Genomic DNA, 17371 nt, shown 5'->3' on the forward strand with positions numbered 1-17371 from the left:
AGATTTAGTTAGGAAATACCCCGTTATGGCTGTTGGTGTCTTTGACCTGTTTTCGATCGGGATTGGGCCTTCGTCGTCTCATACTGTGGGGCCGATGCGGGCTGCTGCGGTGTTCGCTGAGGAGCTCAAGGGCCTGGGTGTCCTGGGTGATGTGGCGGGGTTGCGGGTGGATTTGTATGGGTCGTTGGCGGCGACGGGTCATGGGCATGGGACGATGACCGCCGTTTTGTTGGGGTTGGAGGGGTTCCATCCGGAGTTGATCCTGCCCGCCGAGGTGGAGGAGCGGCTGGCGTCGATCGCGGGGACCGGGGTGCTGAACCTGGCCGGTTCGGTGGCCTTGCCGTACGGGGTGAAGGATATGGTGCTGCGGCCGTTGACGGTGTTGCCGCGGCACACGAACGGGATGACGTTCACGGTCACTGATGCGGCCGGGGAGGTGCTGCATGCGGCGACGTTTTTCTCGGTGGGTGGCGGGTTCATCGTCCGGGAGGGCGAGGAGGACGCGGCGCAGCAGGAACTGGACGCGTCCAAACAGGAGCTGCCGCTGCCGTTCCGGACCGCGGCGGAGCTGCTGGGGCACTGCGCGGTGACCGGGTTGGGCATCGCTGGCGTGATGCTCGTGAACGAAAAAGTCTCCCGGGACGAGGAGGCGATCCGGGCGGGGTTGCTGCAGATCTGGTCGGTGATGGAGGGCTGCGTGGCCGCCTCGTTGAGGCGGGAAGGGGTGCTGCCGGGCGGGTTGAAGGTCCGCCGCCGCGCCCCTGACTGGTACGACCGGTTGAAGAAGGAATCCGCGGGCGGCCCGGTCGAGGAGACGGATGCGGCGTGGGACGCGGGCCCGTTCGATGCCAGGTATTGGCAGGAGTGGGTTAATTTGGTGGCGTTGGCGGTGAATGAGGAGAACGCCTCCGGCGGGCGGGTGGTCACCGCCCCGACGAACGGGGCGGCAGGGATCATCCCCGCGGTGCTGTTCTACGCCCTGCATTTCGCCCCGGGCATGGACAAAGCCACCGAGGAGGACCGGGACGCTGTGGTGGTGCGGTTCCTGCTGGCCGCGGGCGCGGTGGGGGTGCTGTACAAGGAACAGGCCTCGATCTCCGGGGCCGAGGTCGGCTGCCAGGGCGAGGTGGGGTCGGCGTCCTCGATGGCGGCCGCGGGCCTGGCCGAGGTCATGGGCGGGACCCCGGCGCAGGTGGAGAACGCCGCGGAAATCGCGATGGAACACAACCTGGGCCTGACCTGTGACCCGATCGGCGGGCTGGTCCAGGTCCCCTGCATCGAACGGAACGCGATCGCGGCCGCGAAAGCGATCAACGCCGCGAAAATGGCGCTCTGGGGCGACGGCACCCACCGCGTGTCCCTGGACGAAGTCATCATCACCATGCGCGAAACCGGCAAGGACATGTCCTCAAAATACAAGGAAACCGCCATGGGCGGCCTCGCCGTCAACGTCGTCGAATGCTGATCCCCACCTGGCAACGCGACGCCACAGGCCACGCGGAGACCATCGCTTAGTTATGCGCCGCGGCCCACCAGTTCAGGCTGGCCGCAAACACCAGCCATGACACGTAGGGCAGCAGGAGCAGCCCGGCCGTGCGGCTAATGGGACCAAAATACGCAACGGTTACTGCGACGGCGGCGATCAGGGCAAGGATGATGGCCAGCCCCAGCCACAGGGCCGGCGTGCCAAGGGCGGGGTAAAGGGCGAAAAACGCGGGGGTCCAGGCAAGATTGAGGACCAGCTGGACGGCGTAGGCGGCCATTGCCGGACGTGTCCTGCTGGTCCGCCGGCGCCAGACCAGCCACGCTGCGACAGCCATTGCCGCATAGAGGACGGTCCAGACGGGACCAAACACGCCGTTGGGCGGGGACCAGGGCGCCTTGTCTGCGGTGGCGTACCAGCCGGAGACATTGGCCGCCGAGGCCAGGCCGCCCAGCGCCGCCACCAACAGTGACGCCACCAGGAATCCGATAAGCGCGGCCACCTGCACCCCGGCGCTGTATGGCTGTCCGTCGCTCCCCGTGCGGGCTGTAGTCTCTTCCCCATCCGGCCTCATGCCTACACCCTTGTTGACCGCCAACAGCGGCGTCAAGCGGGCATCCTGAACCCCGCTGGCCCGCATGCCCTGCAAGGCGGCGAAAAGCCGGAAGCACATCAGGCTTTAGACTTGAGGCTGCATGTCCGCACGCACCCAGAACTACCGAAACCGCGCACAGACCCGATTGGACAAGGCCCCCTTGCGACAATTCACCGCACGTTTTGCCACCGCCGAGGAAATTGAAAACTGGGACAAGCACGTCACGGCCAATCCGAACGGCGGCAATATGCTGCAGTCCGCCGCCTATGCATCGGTCAAGAACGGAAGCGGCTGGAAAGTCCGGTTCCTGGTGCTGGAAAGCCCCGGAAACTCCAGCTACAACCTGGTGCTGGAGAAGAGCTTCCCCGTCCTGGGACGGTTGTGGTATCTGATCAAGGGCCCCGACCTGGCCGATGCAGCGGACCTCGGCCCCGTCCTTGAATCCGTTGCCGCGTTTGTCCGCGGCAGGAAGCTGAATGTCTTCACCATCAAAGTGGAACCGGACATTATCGACTCCGACGAGGTGCAGAAGGAACTGCGCGCGGCCAACCTGGTGAAAGCGCCCAATATCCAGTCCAACGACTCCACCGCCCTGCTGGATATCTCCGGCTCCGAAGAGGCAGTATTCAAAGCCATCTCCTCGCGCGCCCGCAATGCCATCCGGCGTGCCGAACGCGAAGGCTGCCAGGTGGTCCGGCAGGAACCCGGACCTGAAACCTACCGCGCCCTGTACGACCTGATGGTCAACACCGTCAGCGCCAAGGGATCCATGCCCCTGCGCAGCTACGATTACTACGCACAGTTCTGGGATGAGTTCAGCAACCGCGGCCAGGGCAACTTCTTCTTCACCTACGAGGACGGAAAGCCCAGCGTGGGCGCATTCGTCATCAACTACGGTGCCAAGGCAACCTACAAGGACGGCGGTTCCACCCAGAACCGCAAACAGTACGGTGACTCGCACCTGGTCCAGTGGGCGGCCATCCGCCGGATGCAGGAACTCGGCTGCACCGAGTACGACTTCTGCGGCACGCCTCCAGCTGCGCGCATCAAGGACAAGACCCACAACCTTTACGGAATGGGCATGTTCAAGACCAGCTTCACCAAGACAGTGACCGACTTCGTGGGCTGCCACGACTACGTCCTGTCCCCGCTGCGGCACCGGCTTTGGGTCAAAGGCGGCGAAAAGATCTTCCGCCGGATTGAAACCGCACGGACCGGCCAGCAGTTCTACTGACCTGCAGCCGCCAGACCCGCAAAGCTCCCGCGACCCCCGCCGGACCAGCACGCCCGCGTGCCGGCCGCCCCGAACACCGCCCGCCCATCGCGCGCCCACCAGGCCGCGAAGAGTCCAGAAGAAGGTCACCCCTTGAATCCAGTTTCCGCCGCTACCGGGCTTGAATACGCCAACCTCAGCGACGCCGACTTTGAGGCCTTCGCCCTGAAGCACCCGCAGAACAGTTTCCTGCAGTCCATTGATTTTGCCCGTTTCCAGCGAGCACGCGGCCAGCAGGTGGAACTCTTCGGGGTCCGGCGCAACGGGGAACTCGTGGCGGCAGGAAAGCTCAACTACACCACAAACCGCCTCGGCTACACCGTCTGTGAATGCGCCAAGGGCCCCCTTATGGACTACACGGACCGGAACCTGGTGGGCGCCGTCGTCGAGCTTCTCCGCAAGCACGCGGCAGGCCGCAAAGCCGCTGAACTGCGGATCTCGCCGAACGTCAGGTACATCGCCCGGGACGCCGACGGCGCCGAGCACCCCGACGTCGAGGACAACCGGCCCCTGGTGGCCGACCTGGAACGGCTGGGGTTCGAGCACCAGGGCCTGGACATGAACTTCGTCAACGTCAACTGGATGTTCATCAAGAACCTGGTGGGCATCCAGGACGCCGAAGAACTGATCATGAGCACCAGCTACCGGACGCGCAAAGCCATCCGCAAAGCGGAAAAGAACGGCGTCTTCCTGGAACAGGCCACCCTGGACACCCTGGACGACTTCTACGGGGCCCTGAGCCGGGCCGGTGACGAAAAAGGATTCGTCTACCGCGAACGCGCCTACTACGAACACCTGCTCCGGACCACCACCCCGGAATTCACCAAGCTGATGATGGCGAAGATCGACATCCCGGCCTACCGGAAATCCATCACTGAGCGCCTGGCAACGGAGTCAGCCACCGCAGCAGATCTCCGCCGTGAGGTGGAGGAGACCGGCAGCAAAAAGAAGGCCAACCGGCTCAAAGTGGTACAGGACCTGGTGGACAGCTACGAGCGGAGCCTGAAGGACATCGAAAGGTTCCCCGACTCCGTGGGGACGGCCACCGTGGCAGCCATCCACTTCGTTTGCTACGGCGATGAGGTGGTGTGCGTCATCGGCGGCACCGTCCAGGACTACATCTACTTCAACGGCGCAACCTCCCTGTACTGGGGAATGATGCTGCATGCCCTCGAGAAGGGATACCCGCGGTACAACTTCTACGGCACCTTCGGCATCTCCGGCCAGGACGAGGAAGGCCACGGCGGCTACGAATTCAAGAAGGGCTTTGGCGGCGAAGTGGTCCAGCTGGTGGGAGACTTCGTCGTGCCGGTGCGGCCCGCCGTCTTCCATGCCAACAGGCTCGCCAGGTCCGCTGCGGCCGCCGCCCGCACGCTGCTGGGCAAGTTGCCGCTGAAGCGTGCAGCCTGACCGTCCATAAACCGCGTACAGGGAGGAAGCGGGCATGACCGAACGGCACGAACGGCCAGGGCACAGGCCAAAGACTGACGGCCTGCCCAAGACTGAACCGCTGACCCCTGCGCAGCTTCGGCAGGACGCTGCCGCCAAGAGGATGCTGCGCCGCCTGGTGCAGGGCGAGAATCCACCAACCGCCCCGTTGAGCATCGTGGACCGGCTGGCGGGGAGTCCCTACGCCAACCCCACCATCCAGGTGGGTGGCGTGGACACCTCCGCCCGGAAGACCCTGGATTTCGCCCTGCACCTGGCCGAGACCATGTTCCGGTATGGCGCCGGCGCCCTGGAGGTGGAAACCAGCATCATTGCCGTCACCGCGGCCCTGGGGCTGAAAAACATCGAGGTGGACATCACCAACCAGTCCGTGGGTATCAACTACGCACCCAAGGACCAGACGCCGATCGCCCTGCTGCGCGTGGTGCGCTCCTGGACCAACAACTATGCGGGCCTGGCCAAGGTGCACCAACTGGTCACGGACATCGTGGCCGGCGGCGTGGGCCGGGATGAGGCGATCCGCCGGCTGAACGAGGCCATCACCAGCCCGAAACCCTATCCGCGCTGGATGGTCACGGCCGCCTTCGGCATCTTCGCCGCCGTGTTCGTTGGCGTGCTGGGCGGCGGTCCGGTGTCCTCGGCAGTTGCTTTCGTGGCCAATATCGGCATCAGCCTGCTGGCCCGGCAGCTGGGACGCTGGCGCGTACCGGACTTCTTCATCACCGCCAGCTGCTCTTTCGTGGTCACCATGCTGGCGCTGCTGCTCTGGCAGTTCGGGCTCACCGCATCGCCGTCCATCGTGGTGGTGGGCGGCATCCTGCTGCTCCTTCCCACCGGGCGCCTGGTGTCCTCCGTGCAGGATGCCATCAACGGCTTCCCGGTGACGGCGGCCGGACGGTTCCTGTCCACGCTGCTGACGTTCGGCGCCATCGTGGCAGGGATCGCTGTTGCCTTCGTGGTGGGGGAGCTGACCGGGCTGCAGCGCATCGACGTTACCCAGACCTTCCCGCCCGCCTACGATCTGTGGGTCCTCATCATCTTCGTAGCCGCCGCCGTGATGGCCATCGGCATTACGGAACAGACCACCTGGAAGCTCCTGCTGCCAACCGCAGCCGTAGGCGTGGCGGGCTACCTGGTGCTGCTGGGCTGCGGCCTGCTGGGCATCGGGGACCGTTTCGCCCCTGCCATGGCCGCCGTCGTCATTGGCCTGCTGGCACGGGTGGTGGCGCTGCGGATGGGTGCGCCGCAGCTGGTGGTGGCAGTTCCCGCAGCCCTGATCCTGCTGCCCGGCCTCACGATATTCCGGTCCATGTACGTCCTCACCGTTGAGGAGTCCGAGATCCTGGCCGGCGCCGGAGGAATGCTCAGCGCCGGTGCCATCGTGCTGGGAACGGCCGGCGGGATCGTCCTGGGCGACGTGCTGGCCCGGCCCCTGACCCGCAGCCTGGCAAGCAACGAGCGGCGCCGGGCGCGCCGCCGCTAGATCTGGCCGACCGGGAGCTTTTTCTCGGCCTGGAAGACGTCCTCCACGCGGCCCTGCGCCCAGTAACCGGAGAGGGACACCTGCCGGCGGTCCAGGCCGCGCTGCTTGAAGAAGATTTCGCGGAGGGCCTTCATATAGCCGCGTTCGCCATGTGCAAACGCATCCACGGTGCCGGTGGGCCATTCGGCCTCCGCCACCGCCCTGACCAGCAGGTCGCTGGCACCTGCCGGTGTGCCGTTGCGGGCCAGCCAGGTAATCTCCAGCCCGGCAGGGGCGGAAACAGGCTGGATGTCGGCCTCGGAACCTACCTCCAGGAAGGCAAGCCCGGTTGCCTCCGCGGGCAGGGCCTCGATGCATGCGGCGATGGCAGGAAGCGCTGCCTCATCACCGGCGAACAGGTACCAGTCGGCCTCGGGGTTGGGGTTGTAGGCGCCGCCGGGTCCGGTGAAGGTCAGTGTCTCGCCCGGCTGTGCCCCTGCCGCCCATGGACCCGCCAGGCCCTCGTCGCCGTGGACCACGAAGTCGATGGCGAGTTCGCTCGCCTCCGGATCCACCCAGCGCAGCGTATAGGTGCGGGTGAACGGCCACTGCTCGCGCGGCATGGTTTCCCGGACGGCCCACAGGTCCAGCGGGGAGGGGTAGTCAACCCCGGGCTGCGGGAAAACGATCTTCACGTACCGGTCCACGAAGCCGTTGTTGGCGAAGTCGCTGAAGCCCTCCCCGCCGGCCACGATCCGGACCATGTGCGGGGACAGCTGTTCCTTGCGCAGCACGGTCAGGGTGACCTGGGGGCGGCTCTTCTTCGTGGCGCTGGTGGCGGCGGGGACGGTGCTCATAAGGCAAGCCTAAGCTAGGGTGACGGCGGGAGTTCCCAGGTTACGGCCGTTGCACCCTGTTCGCGCAACAGTTGGTTCACCCGGCTGAATGGCCTGGAGCCAAAGAACCCGCGGGAGGCGGACAGCGGGCTGGGGTGCGGGCTGATGACGGCGGGGGCGCCTGCCAGCAGCGGCTGGAGGCCCTCCGCCTCCTTGCCCCACAACACCGCCACCAAAGGCATCCTGGACCCATCCGCGGCCCGGCGGCATGCCAGGGCGGTGACGGCCGCCGTCGTAATGTCCTCCCAGCCTTTGCCCCGGTGGGACCCAGCAGATCCTGCCCTGACCGTGAGTACCCGGTTCAGGAGCAGCACGCCCTGCTCCGTCCATGCCGACAGGTCGCCATGGACGCGCGGCGGAATGCCGAGGTCCGATTCGAGTTCGCGGTAGATGTTCACCAGGCTGCGGGGGAGGGGGCGCGTGCGGGCATCGACGGAAAACGACAGCCCGACTGCGTGCCCCGGGGTGGGGTAGGGGTCCTGGCCCACGATGAGGACCTTGACGCCGGCGAGCGGCTGGCGGAAGGCGCGCAGGACGTTCGACGGCGGCGGCAGGAGTTGGTGCCCGGCCGCCTCTTCGGCAGCCAGGAAGGCCAGGACCGACCGGAGCTTGCCCTCCACTCCCTGCAGGGCCGCGGCCCAGTCCGGCGCCATGAGCTCCGCCAGGGGCAGGTCAGCCAGGTCAGCGAAGCGGGTGCCGTCCGCCGGGTCCTGCTGCAGCTCGAACAGCGCATCCGATTCAAACATCGTTCCATTCTTGCAGGCCATCGGGGGACGCCCGCCCGCGGCACCGGGCCGGTGCAGGCGCGGGGCGCGAATGACACCCGTGTTATTCGACCGGTAGCATGGGGGTAAGACATTTACCGTAACCAGCGAAGGAGTGTGCCGTGGCGGAACCGGCCCGGGAACACCTGCCGGAGCAGGATCCACGGAAGTCCCTTTTGGCGGATTTCACCCTCCGTGAGTCCTCCCTCTCCGAGCGCGAACAGCAGATGCTGGCCCTGGAACGGCAATGGTGGAAGTACGCAGGGGCCAAGGAGCAGGCCATCCGCGACCTCTTTGACCTCTCCGCGACCCATTACTACCAGCTCCTGAACGCACTGATCGACCGCGAGGATGCGCTGGCACACGATCCCATGCTGGTGAAGAGATTGCGTAGACTACGTACGTCGCGCCACCGTGCGCGCACTGCCCGGCGCCTGGGATCCGACGCTTAACAACCCCCAGGCCGGGCCAACAGCCGCAATCAACAAGGATGTCCTTCCACCATGACCAGATACGCCCGCGATGAATTCGACAAGGTCCCGGAGGCCGCGTCGCGACAAGGTGTCCACCGGACGGCCTCGGCCCCGTCCCGGGTGCGGCTGTGGCCCATCCTGGTAGTGGGAATGGCGGCCCTTGCCATAGGGCTGGTGTCCTTCCTGATCCTTCCCAAGCTGGGATTCAGCGCCACCGCGAGCCAGGCATCGGCGAGCGTGGAGTCAGCTCCGCTGGCCGGAACCGGAACCACCCCATCGGCCACGCAGGCATCCGCGCCTCCTGCTTCGCCGTCTCCGTCTGCTTCGTCTGAACCAACCCAAAGCAGTGACCGGGAGCCCCAGGCCACACCTTCCGCCACCCGGGAGGCAGCCGTCGACAGGACGCAGGCAGTGGCGGTTTACAACGCGGCAGGCACGGCAGGGCTGGCCAGCCGGGTGGCCGGAACCGTCCAGGCGGACGGATGGCGCCTCGGCCAGGTAGGCAACTGGTCCGGCGCCCCGCAAAAATCCTCCGTGATCTTCTACTCCGGCCCCCAGCAACTGGCAAACGCACAGGCGCTTGCCGGGCTGCTCAACATCCCCACCGTGGTGAACAGCACCGAATTCCAGGTGCCGCTCGTGGTGGTGCTTGGCCCCGGATACCGCTAGCCGCACCCGCTCCGCCCACGGCTGCATAACCCCAACGGAAAGAGTTGTTCATCATGGCACTGGGAACCGTCAAATGGTTCAACGCTGAAAAGGGCTATGGCTTCATCACCGTTGACGGCTCCGGTGATGACGTTTTTGTCCACTGGTCCGCGATCCAGGGGGAGGGCTACCGCGCACTGGATGAGGGGCAGAGGGTGCAGCTGGAAGTCGGGGAGGGCGAAAAAGGTCCCCAGGCAGAAAACGTCCGGCCCGCCCAGTGACGCCGTTTTACCGTTCCCCGGTCCGCGGCCGAGCGGCGCTGGCCGTTTCCCTGGGGGCAGTCCTCGCGGTCACAGCATGTTCGGGCGCCGGCGGCAACGCCAGGGTGGACCCGGTCGAAGCCTCCGGCGATGGCGTCCTCCGGGTGGGCCTGATCCTGGACAACACCGGCGGCAATGCCTTCCTTAATGCGCCCCAGCTGGCGGCCGCCAAGCTGGCCATCCAGGAAATCAACGCCGCCGGCGGACACAAAGGCCGGCCGGTGGAGCTGCTGCCGGCGCATCCGGACCAGGAAGCCGCAGGCCAGGCCAAGGACCTGGTGGCCGCCAAGGCGGACGTGGTCATTGGACCCACCGATTCCAGCCACGCGGCCGCCGCCGTGGACATCCTGTCCCACGCACGCATACCCCTCATCTCGCCGGCCAACACCGCTGCCGCCCTCTCCGGGATCGCCAGCGGAGGCTACTACTTCCGCACGGCCGCGGCCGACGTCGCGCAAGGTCCTGTGCTGGCCAAACTCGCCAAGGACGCCGGGGCCGCCAGCATCACCGTGGTGTACCAGGAAGGTGCCTACGGCAAGGACCTGTCGGCTGCCGTCACGAAAGCCGCGCAACAGTCCGGCCTGACGGTCCTGCCCGGAGCCGCCTTCAAGCCCGGCGCCGCCGCCGAAGCCGCACGCTCCGCAGCCAAGGCCAGCCCTGACGCCGTGGTCCTGGTTGCCCGGGAAGGGGCGCAGGGCGCGTTGGCCGAGCTGAACAACTCCGGCCTCAGGGGTTCAAAAATTCTCCTCAGCGATGGCGCCTTTGCCCGCTACGGATCAGGGCTCCCCTCCCGGGCCCTGGACGGCGCCCGCGCCGTCGTCCCGGGCCAACTGCCCACCGCCGCCTTCCAGGGAAAGCTCCTGGCCGTTGATCCTTCCCTGAAGGACGTCTCGTATGCTGCTGAAACCTACGACGCCGTGACCCTGGCGGCCCTGGCGGCGGCAAGGGCCCAGGACGATGCCGGACGCTCCATCGCCGCCAACCTGGTTCCGGTTTCGGGTGGCGCCGCATCGGGCAGGACCACATCCCAGGGGATGCCCTCCGCGGGGACGCCTGCCCCGGGGGCAACGGCCCCGCCCGCCCCGTGCCTGACGTACAAGGAGTGCCTGGGCGGCCTTGCTGCCAATCCGGACATCAATTACGACGGCGAGTCAGGACCGGTTGCCTTCGACTCCAACGGGGATATCACCACCGCCGTTTTCTCCGTATTCACCTACGGTCCCGAGAACAACCCCACCCCCACCGGCCGGGAGACGGCCGGACATTCAAGCTGATCGCCCTGGGCGAAGCCGCTGCCCCTACCCGCCCGTCCGGCGTCTTTTCGCTTGCACTCTCACCTGGGGAGTGCTAATTATTGAGTTAGCACTCTGACGTACCGACTGCTAAAGCAAAGCCTGGTTCCGGCCGGCGGCGCGGGGCACCGGACGAGGAGCGAAAGAAACACCTCACTTCAGTGAGATCCCCTCCCGGAGGCATACAGAGGCCGCCGTCAAAGGATCGTCCGTCGCGGGCACTGCAGCGAAGGTTCATTCTTAACGACTGTCCCGAAAGGACTACTGCCGTTATGGCCAAGATCATTGCATTTGATGAAGAGGCACGCCGCGGCCTTGAGCGTGGCCTGAACACCCTCGCCGACGCCGTTAAGGTCACCCTCGGCCCGCGTGGACGCAACGTCGTCCTCGAAAAGAAGTGGGGCGCCCCCACGATCACCAACGATGGTGTTTCCATCGCCAAGGAGATCGAGCTGGACGATCCTTACGAGAAGATCGGCGCTGAGCTGGTCAAGGAAGTTGCCAAGAAGACCGACGATGTTGCCGGTGACGGCACCACCACGGCCACCGTCCTGGCCCAGGCCCTGGTCAAGGAAGGCCTGCGCAACGTTGCCGCCGGCGCCGACCCGCTGTCCCTCAAGCGCGGCATCGAGAAGGCCGTCGAGGCTGTCACCCGCGAACTCCTGGCTTCCGCCAAGGAAATCGAAACCAAGGAAGAGATCGCGGCCACCGCCTCCATCTCCGCCGGTGACGACGAAATCGGTGCCCTCATCGCCGAAGCCCTGGACAAGGTGGGCAAGGAAGGCGTTATCACGGTCGAGGAGTCCAACACCTTCGGCCTGGAGCTCGAGCTCACCGAAGGCATGCGCTTCGACAAGGGCTACATCTCCGCCTACTTCGTCACGGACGCCGAGCGCCAGGAAACGGTCCTTGAGGATCCGTACATCCTGATCGTCAACTCCAAGATCTCCAACGTCAAGGAACTGGTTGCTGTCCTGGAAAAGGTCATGCAGTCCAACAAGCCGCTGCTGATCATTGCCGAGGACATCGAGGGCGAGGCCCTGGCCACCCTGATCGTCAACAAGATCCGTGGCACCTTCAAGTCCGTCGCCGTCAAGGCTCCGGGCTTCGGCGACCGCCGCAAGGCCCAGCTGGCCGACATCGCCGTCCTCACCGGTGGCCAGGTCATCTCCGAAGAGGTTGGACTCAAGCTGGAGAACGCCGGCCTGGAGCTCCTGGGCCAGGCCCGCAAGGTTGTTGTCACCAAGGACGAGACCACCATCGTTGAAGGTGCCGGCGACGCCGACCAGATCGCCGGCCGCGTTTCCCAGATCCGCGCCGAGATTGAGAACTCGGACTCCGACTACGACCGCGAGAAGCTGCAGGAACGGCTGGCCAAGCTGGCCGGCGGCGTTGCAGTCATCAAGGCCGGTGCCGCCACCGAGGTTGAGCTCAAGGAGCGCAAGCACCGCATCGAGGACGCAGTCCGCAACGCCAAGGCTGCAGTTGAAGAAGGCATCGTGGCCGGTGGCGGCGTGGCCCTCATCCAGGCCGGTGCCAAGGCATTCGCCAACCTGCAGCTCTCCGGCGACGAAGCAACCGGCGCCAACATCGTCCGCGTTGCCATCGACGCCCCGCTGAAGCAGATCGCCTTCAACGCCGGCCTCGAGCCGGGCGTCGTGGTGGACAAGGTCCGCGGCCTGCCCGCAGGCCACGGCCTGAACGCAGCCACCGGCGAATACGTCGACCTGCTGGCTGCCGGCGTCAACGACCCCGTCAAGGTAACCCGCTCTGCCCTGCAGAACGCGGCTTCCATCGCTGGCCTCTTCCTCACCACCGAAGCAGTGGTGGCTGATAAGCCGGAGAAGAACGCCGCCCCCGCAGGCGGAGACGACATGGGCGGCATGGGAGGCATGGGCGGCTTCTAAGCCCTCCTGCCGGGACCTCTCCCGCCAACCGCAAAGTGCGGCCCCCTCGTTTGCGAGGGGGCCGCACTTTTGTGCCGGAGGTTTTGTTCCCGGCCACGGATGCGGCCTGTGCCGGCTTGGCCGCCCGGACAAGGAGCTGTGGGAGGGGAGTTACTTCCGGGCCGAATCCAGCATCCCCTGGACTTCCTTCTTGAAGGCTTCCGCCGCGGCCTGCGGGGTCATCCGGTCGTACAGCACTTCATCCGTGTACCTCCTGATGACGTTCTGGACGCTCCCTGCACCCACGGGCGGGACAGGCGGTGCGTCCTTGATGTCCGGGGCTATGTCCTTCAGGAATCCAACCACGGTGGTGTCAGCCGGCTTAAGCTGCGGGGTGATGCCCGAAACGATGTCCGGATTGGTGGGGACGCCCCTGTCGGTCATCAGGATGGCACCCGCCTCCGGACTGTTGGTGAGGTAGTTGATGAACTCCGCGGCCTGCTGGGAATGCTTCGAACGGGAGGATGCAGACCAGAACATGGTGGGCTTGTAGTACATGCCATTGCCGGCCGAGGCGCCGTCGACGCTGGGGGCCCGCAGTATCTTTATGCTGCTGCCGGTGGTGGCTTCAAGGGAACCAAGCTGGTTGGTCCACCACCAGGCCATGGCCACCCGGTTTGTTCCGAACAGGCTTTCCTCCAGTCCTGCCCCTGCATCCTCGGTTGCCACGGTGGCCGCCGGGCTGGCCTTGGAGTCGCGCTGTTCCTTGATCCGTTCCCAGAAGGACGCTGCAGTCGCGGCTTCAAAGTCGAGCTTGCCGTCCCCTGAGTACAGATTCTCGCCGTGCTGGCGCAGCCAGATGATCAGGTCGGCTTCGTTGCTGCCATAAGCGGCCCCGTAACTCTTCCCGTCACCTGCTGCGCTGATCTTCGCCGCCGTGTCCACGAAGTCTTTCCACGTCCAGGTCTTGTCGTCCGGCACGGGCACTCCCGCTGCCTGGAACACTTTCGTGTTGGCCATGATGACATAGGCGTTCCGGCCTGTGCTCAGCCCGTACTGGGCGCCGCCGTACTGGCCCGACGCAAGCGCTTCCTTGTCCAGTTTTGAGGTATCGATGCCGTTTTGCCTGGACAGGTCCATCAGCGCCCCGCGGCCGCCGTATTCGGCGATGTATTTCTGGTCCATCTGGATGACGTCGGGCGCATCGTTGGCGGCGGTCTTCGTTGCCAGCTTGTCCCAGTAGCTGGACCATTCTCCCGGCTCCGCTTTGATCTTGATGTTCGGGTGCGATGCCTCAAAGGCCGCGATGACCTTGTTTGTCTGTGCGTTCAGGTATTCATTGCCCCACCAGGCGAACCGCAAGGTCACCTGGGCGTTGTCGCCTGAACCGCCGGGGGCCCCGCAGCCGGTGGCCAGGATGGAGAGTGCCAGCGCGGCCGCGCCCAGCTGGAAGCGGCGCCGGCTTACGACTGGAATCGTCATTGATATTCCTTCCGGATGGGCTCCTTGTGCGCCGGGGTCGCCGTGATGCGCTGACCGGCGAAGATCAGAAACCGTTTTCTCGAGTGATGAAGTGATTGTGTCGCGCCCGGCATGCTCACGTCAAGAAGTTTCGGTAAGCGTTTTCCCAACCCCTGTCGCTTCGGCCGTCAAAGTTGCGCTTACGACCATTCGCACAGCCCGCTGCGGGGGCGCCGGAAGGGGCGCGGCAGCCCGGCCAGGCTGGGATGCTGTGGCGTCGGTCCAATGTCGGTGGCTTCTGGCAGGATGGTTTGGTGACGATTACTGCAGCGGCTGATGGTTCGGCCTTGGGAAATCCCGGTCCGGCCGGCTGGGCCTGGTATGTGAATGACGATTGCTGGCGGGCCGGGGGCTGGCCGCACGGGACCAACAACCAGGGTGAGCTGATGGCTGTCCTTGACCTCCTGCGCGCCACCGCCCACCTGCCCGGTGAGGACCTGCGCATCCTTTGCGACAGCCAGTACGTGATCAACTCAATTACCAAATGGATGCCGGGCTGGAAGCGCAAGGGCTGGCGCAAGGCAGACGGAAAACCCGTCCTGAACGTGGAACTGTTGAAGGAACTCGACCGCGAGCTGGCCGGCCGGGTTTACACATTTGAGTGGGTCAAGGGCCACGCCGGCCATGAGCTGAACGAGGCTGCGGACGAACGGGCCAGGGCCGCGGCAACGGCGTACCAGCAGGGCGTGGCAGCCAGGTCCGGGCCCGGGTTCCCCGGCGGACACCACCCTGGCGCGCACCACGCAGCTGCACACCACGCAGCCGAACACCAACCTGCTGCGACCCCATCCGGCTCCGGACATGCCGCCGACGGGCAGCCCTCCGGTATTGGCTTCCCGCCCGCCACCCTGGACATCCCGACCGCTGCTCCTGGGCGCCCGGTACCAGGGGCCGGCGGTGGCGCACCGGCAGCGGGCGCCGGCAGGCCGCGCGCCACCCCTGAACCGCTCCCGGCCTTCGATGAACTTGACCTGTTCAGCGAACTGGACAGCGACGCCCTTGACATGGCCGAGGCAACGCAACAGGCCGGCGCCATCCCGCCTGAGGCGCTGGTGGAAGAGCTCGAACGTGAGCTGCTGGGCCCACTGGTGCGGGGGGATATCGGCCGGACAGCTGTCCTGCTGCACCCGGACTTCATGGAGATTGGCAGCTCGGGAAGGGTCTGGACCCGGGACGCCATGATGATGGCCCTCGAAGAGGATCCCGGTGAACGGACCGATATCGAAATCCTGGGCGCTGACCGCATCGGCACCAGCGCGGTCCTGCTGACCTACCGCAGTTTCGCCCGCTCAGGCACCACGCTGCGCAGCTCGCTGTGGGTCCTCGACGGCGGCCGGTGGCGGCTGCGGTTCCATCAGGGAACGCCGGAAGCTTAGGCGAACCGTTCAGCTCACACGGGCGTTAGCTGAACCGCTGCGTGTTTCCCTGCTCCGCCTGGGCATACGTGGCCGCTGCAGAGGCCAGGGCCGCGTTGATGGACGCCAGCGACGCCTCCACCCGGCCCTGGGTGATGGTCCATTCGGTGATGAGCGCCTGGAAGTTGGTGGCCGCTGCACCGCGCCATGATCCCTGCAGTTCGTCGAGGCCACGCTTCATTGCGTGCACGTCCGCGCTGATCCGGTCCACGGTGGCCTGGACGTTCGCGGACTTCAGCTGCAGTAATTCGGGGTCGACGGAAATAATGCTCATGGCTGTGCCTTTCGATACGGCGGGCGGAGCGCCCCCGCGCCCGGCGGATCCGGGCTGCTGGGACGAGCCTATGGAGCAGAACCGGGCGGCAGCCATGGCCGGAGGACTATATGTGGATAACGGACCCGTCGCTGCCCTTGGCCCCTGCGGCACTGCGGGCGGTGGTTTCCTGCCCGTCCGCGCCGCCAGTGCGGGCGGAATCCTCACGCCGCGGAAGGCTCACCACCAGCGTGGCGCCGCCGCCGTCGGTCTTTTCCACCCTTACCGAACCGCCGTGCGACCCCACGATGGCCGCCACGATGGCGAGCCCGAGGCCGCTGCCGCCCGTCTCCCTGGTCCGGGACGTGTCAGCCCGGTAAAAGCGTTCAAAGACCTTGGCTGCATCCTCTTCCGAGATACCCGGCCCATGGTCCCGGACTTCGATGATGGAACGTTCTTCGCCGTCGGTCCCGCGGACCCCGACGGCGACTTCGATGGGGCTGCCCTCCGGGGTATAGCGCAGGGCATTGCCCACGAGGTTGCCCACCACCTGGCGCAGCTTGGCCTCATCCCCAAGGACCGGGGCCGGTGCCGCCGGTCCGCCGTCGAGCCCGGTGAGCGTGATCAGCCGGGACCGGTCGCTGGCCTGGGTGTCAACCACGGCGTCGTGCGCAATCAGTTGCAGGTCCACGGGCTTCTGCTGCAGCGGCCGCTGTTCGTCGAGGCGTGCCAGCAGGAGCAGGTCCTCAACCATCGAACCCATGCGCTTGGCTTCGCTTTCGATCCGGCCCATGGCGGTGGCCACGTCTTCGTCCGTCGCCAGGGCGCCGTGGCGGTACAGTTCGGAGAACCCGCGGATGGTGACCAGGGGAGTGCGCAGTTCGTGGGACGCGTCGGCGGCGAAGCGGCGCATCCGTGCCTCTGAGGCGGTCCGTGCAGCGAACGCGGTCTCGATGTGCGCCAGCATGGCGTTCAGCGAGCTGCTCAACCGGCCCAGCTCGGTGGCAGGGTTCTCCACCTCCACACGGCGGGAGAGGTCACCGGCGGCAATCGCTGCCGCAGTCTTCTCCACGCGGGCCAGCGGCCGGAAGGACCTCGACACGGTCCAGCTGGCAATAAGCGAGGCCAGCAGCAGCGTCAACAGGCCCACCCCGGTGACCACCAGGGTGGCATGCTTGAGGACATCGTCGACGCTCTCCAGGGGCAGGCCGATGACCACCACGGCGGTGGTCTGGCCGTTCTGGACGGTCACTGCCACCACCCGCCAGTTTTCCCCGTCCGTTCCACGGACCTGGAAGGGAACCAGCCCGCGTGCCTGCGCCTGCTCCACGGAGATGGCGCTGATGTCCGGGTGGTCGTCCGGATCACCGCCGAAGGTGTACGGCTGCTCACCCGGGGCGAAGAGCATCAGCGAATAGTCGGTGGGAATGGAGCTGGGCGCCTGCAGTTGCGTGAACGAGCGCTGTTTCCGGGCAGAGTCGACGGCGGCATTCAGCTTGTCGTCCACCTGCCCCTGGAGATAGCTGTGCAGCAGCGTCAGTGTGACCGCTCCGGTCACCGTCAGGGCCACAATCAGCAGGGCCATGATCATGGCCACCAGCTGCGACCTGAGCGAGGCCGACTTCCACCGCTTCAGCAAGG

16 protein-coding genes are annotated in these 17371 nt (G+C 66.1%); 10 read left to right on the forward strand and 6 right to left on the reverse strand.

The genetic code is table 11. The features are described 5' to 3' along the window. The first annotated feature begins 25 nt into the window (after positions 1-25). Positions 26-1465: an L-serine ammonia-lyase gene (locus tag ACEN9K_RS05215; protein WP_495635309.1), complete on the forward strand. Its 1440-nt coding sequence runs from the start codon at positions 26-28 to the stop codon at positions 1463-1465. Between the two features lie 46 nt (positions 1466-1511). On the opposite strand, the gene ACEN9K_RS05220 is transcribed toward ACEN9K_RS05215, so the two are convergent. Continuing rightward, a complete protein-coding gene (locus ACEN9K_RS05220; protein ID WP_495635680.1) occupies positions 1512-2057 on the reverse strand; it encodes a TspO/MBR family protein in 546 nt (181 codons plus the stop codon). Between the two features lie 121 nt (positions 2058-2178). On the opposite strand from ACEN9K_RS05220, the gene ACEN9K_RS05225 reads away from it, so the two are divergent. From ACEN9K_RS05225 to ACEN9K_RS05235, 3 genes are all read left to right on the forward strand, one after another. Further along, positions 2179-3312, forward strand: a complete 1134-nt coding sequence (locus ACEN9K_RS05225) for a lipid II:glycine glycyltransferase FemX (RefSeq protein ID WP_056389176.1) — start codon at positions 2179-2181, stop codon at positions 3310-3312. Positions 3313-3444: 132 nt separating this feature from the next. Then, positions 3445-4761 carry a peptidoglycan bridge formation glycyltransferase FemA/FemB family protein gene (locus tag ACEN9K_RS05230; protein WP_134165655.1) on the forward strand — a complete coding sequence of 439 codons (1317 nt, stop codon included), beginning with the start codon at positions 3445-3447 and terminating at the stop codon, positions 4759-4761. 34 nt (positions 4762-4795) lie between these two features. Then, positions 4796-6283, forward strand: a complete 1488-nt coding sequence (locus ACEN9K_RS05235) for a threonine/serine exporter family protein (RefSeq protein ID WP_018769528.1) — start codon at positions 4796-4798, stop codon at positions 6281-6283. Here the strand turns inward: ACEN9K_RS05235 and ACEN9K_RS05240 are convergent. Continuing rightward, complete coding sequence (locus tag ACEN9K_RS05240; RefSeq protein ID WP_495635310.1) at positions 6280-7119, reverse strand: siderophore-interacting protein; 840 nt, start codon at positions 7117-7119, stop codon at positions 6280-6282. The two genes, ACEN9K_RS05235 and ACEN9K_RS05240, sit on opposite strands and share 4 nt — an antisense overlap. Positions 7120-7133: 14 nt before the next feature. Further along, on the reverse strand, positions 7134-7904 hold the full coding sequence (locus tag ACEN9K_RS05245; RefSeq protein ID WP_056389170.1) for a uracil-DNA glycosylase: 771 nt from the start codon (positions 7902-7904) through the stop codon (positions 7134-7136). A 140-nt stretch (positions 7905-8044) separates the two neighbouring features. Here ACEN9K_RS05245 and ACEN9K_RS05250 point away from each other — a divergent pair, with 140 nt between their 5' ends. From ACEN9K_RS05250 to groL, 5 genes are all read left to right on the forward strand, one after another. Next, on the forward strand, positions 8045-8374 hold the full coding sequence (locus ACEN9K_RS05250) for a DUF3263 domain-containing protein (protein ID WP_018769531.1): 330 nt from the start codon (positions 8045-8047) through the stop codon (positions 8372-8374). 51 nt (positions 8375-8425) lie between these two features. After that, positions 8426-9064, forward strand: coding sequence for a LytR C-terminal domain-containing protein (locus ACEN9K_RS05255; protein ID WP_495635311.1), 639 nt, complete (start codon positions 8426-8428; stop codon positions 9062-9064). 53 nt (positions 9065-9117) lie between these two features. After that, positions 9118-9324 carry a cold-shock protein gene (locus ACEN9K_RS05260; protein ID WP_134165653.1) on the forward strand — a complete coding sequence of 69 codons (207 nt, stop codon included), beginning with the start codon at positions 9118-9120 and terminating at the stop codon, positions 9322-9324. After that, positions 9321-10637: an ABC transporter substrate-binding protein gene (locus ACEN9K_RS05265; protein ID WP_495635312.1), complete on the forward strand. Its 1317-nt coding sequence runs from the start codon at positions 9321-9323 to the stop codon at positions 10635-10637. Before ACEN9K_RS05260 ends, ACEN9K_RS05265 begins: the two co-directional genes overlap by 4 nt. 290 nt (positions 10638-10927) lie before the next feature. Continuing rightward, entirely contained in the window at positions 10928-12562 is a 1635-nt protein-coding gene (gene groL / locus ACEN9K_RS05270) for a chaperonin GroEL (protein WP_018769535.1), read from the forward strand. A 150-nt stretch (positions 12563-12712) separates the two neighbouring features. Here groL and ACEN9K_RS05275 read toward each other — a convergent pair whose 3' ends face one another. Beyond that, entirely contained in the window at positions 12713-14023 is a 1311-nt protein-coding gene (locus ACEN9K_RS05275) for an ABC transporter substrate-binding protein (protein WP_495635313.1), read from the reverse strand. A gap of 293 nt (positions 14024-14316) precedes the next feature. Here ACEN9K_RS05275 and ACEN9K_RS05280 point away from each other — a divergent pair, with 293 nt between their 5' ends. Continuing rightward, on the forward strand, positions 14317-15438 hold the full coding sequence (locus ACEN9K_RS05280; protein ID WP_268002620.1) for a ribonuclease HI family protein: 1122 nt from the start codon (positions 14317-14319) through the stop codon (positions 15436-15438). Positions 15439-15463: 25 nt separating this feature from the next. Here ACEN9K_RS05280 and ACEN9K_RS05285 read toward each other — a convergent pair whose 3' ends face one another. Further along, positions 15464-15751: a WXG100 family type VII secretion target gene (locus tag ACEN9K_RS05285; protein ID WP_268002621.1), complete on the reverse strand. Its 288-nt coding sequence runs from the start codon at positions 15749-15751 to the stop codon at positions 15464-15466. Positions 15752-15857: 106 nt separating this feature from the next. Next, a complete protein-coding gene (locus tag ACEN9K_RS05290) occupies positions 15858-17369 on the reverse strand; it encodes a sensor histidine kinase (RefSeq protein ID WP_268002622.1) in 1512 nt (503 codons plus the stop codon). Between the last annotated feature and the right edge of the window lie 2 nt (positions 17370-17371).

It is taken from the genome of Pseudarthrobacter sp. Pseusp20, from assembly GCF_059492155.1.

Bases quoted from the DNA above. Each gene is read 5' to 3' on its own strand.
- ACEN9K_RS05215 (WP_495635309.1), top strand. From the start codon at position 26: ATGGCTGTTGGTGTCTTTGACCTGTTTTCGATCGGGATTGGGCCTTCG.
- ACEN9K_RS05220 (WP_495635680.1), bottom strand. From the start codon at position 2,057: ATGAGGCCGGATGGGGAAGAGACTACAGCCCGCACGGGGAGCGACGGA.
- ACEN9K_RS05225 (WP_056389176.1), top strand. From the start codon at position 2,179: ATGTCCGCACGCACCCAGAACTACCGAAACCGCGCACAGACCCGATTG.
- ACEN9K_RS05235 (WP_018769528.1), top strand. From the start codon at position 4,796: ATGACCGAACGGCACGAACGGCCAGGGCACAGGCCAAAGACTGACGGC.
- ACEN9K_RS05240 (WP_495635310.1), bottom strand. From the start codon at position 7,119: ATGAGCACCGTCCCCGCCGCCACCAGCGCCACGAAGAAGAGCCGCCCC.
- ACEN9K_RS05245 (WP_056389170.1), bottom strand. From the start codon at position 7,904: ATGTTTGAATCGGATGCGCTGTTCGAGCTGCAGCAGGACCCGGCGGAC.
- ACEN9K_RS05255 (WP_495635311.1), top strand. From the start codon at position 8,426: ATGACCAGATACGCCCGCGATGAATTCGACAAGGTCCCGGAGGCCGCG.
- ACEN9K_RS05260 (WP_134165653.1), top strand. From the start codon at position 9,118: ATGGCACTGGGAACCGTCAAATGGTTCAACGCTGAAAAGGGCTATGGC.
- groL (WP_018769535.1), top strand. From the start codon at position 10,928: ATGGCCAAGATCATTGCATTTGATGAAGAGGCACGCCGCGGCCTTGAG.
- ACEN9K_RS05275 (WP_495635313.1), bottom strand. From the start codon at position 14,023: ATGACGATTCCAGTCGTAAGCCGGCGCCGCTTCCAGCTGGGCGCGGCC.
- ACEN9K_RS05285 (WP_268002621.1), bottom strand. From the start codon at position 15,751: ATGAGCATTATTTCCGTCGACCCCGAATTACTGCAGCTGAAGTCCGCG.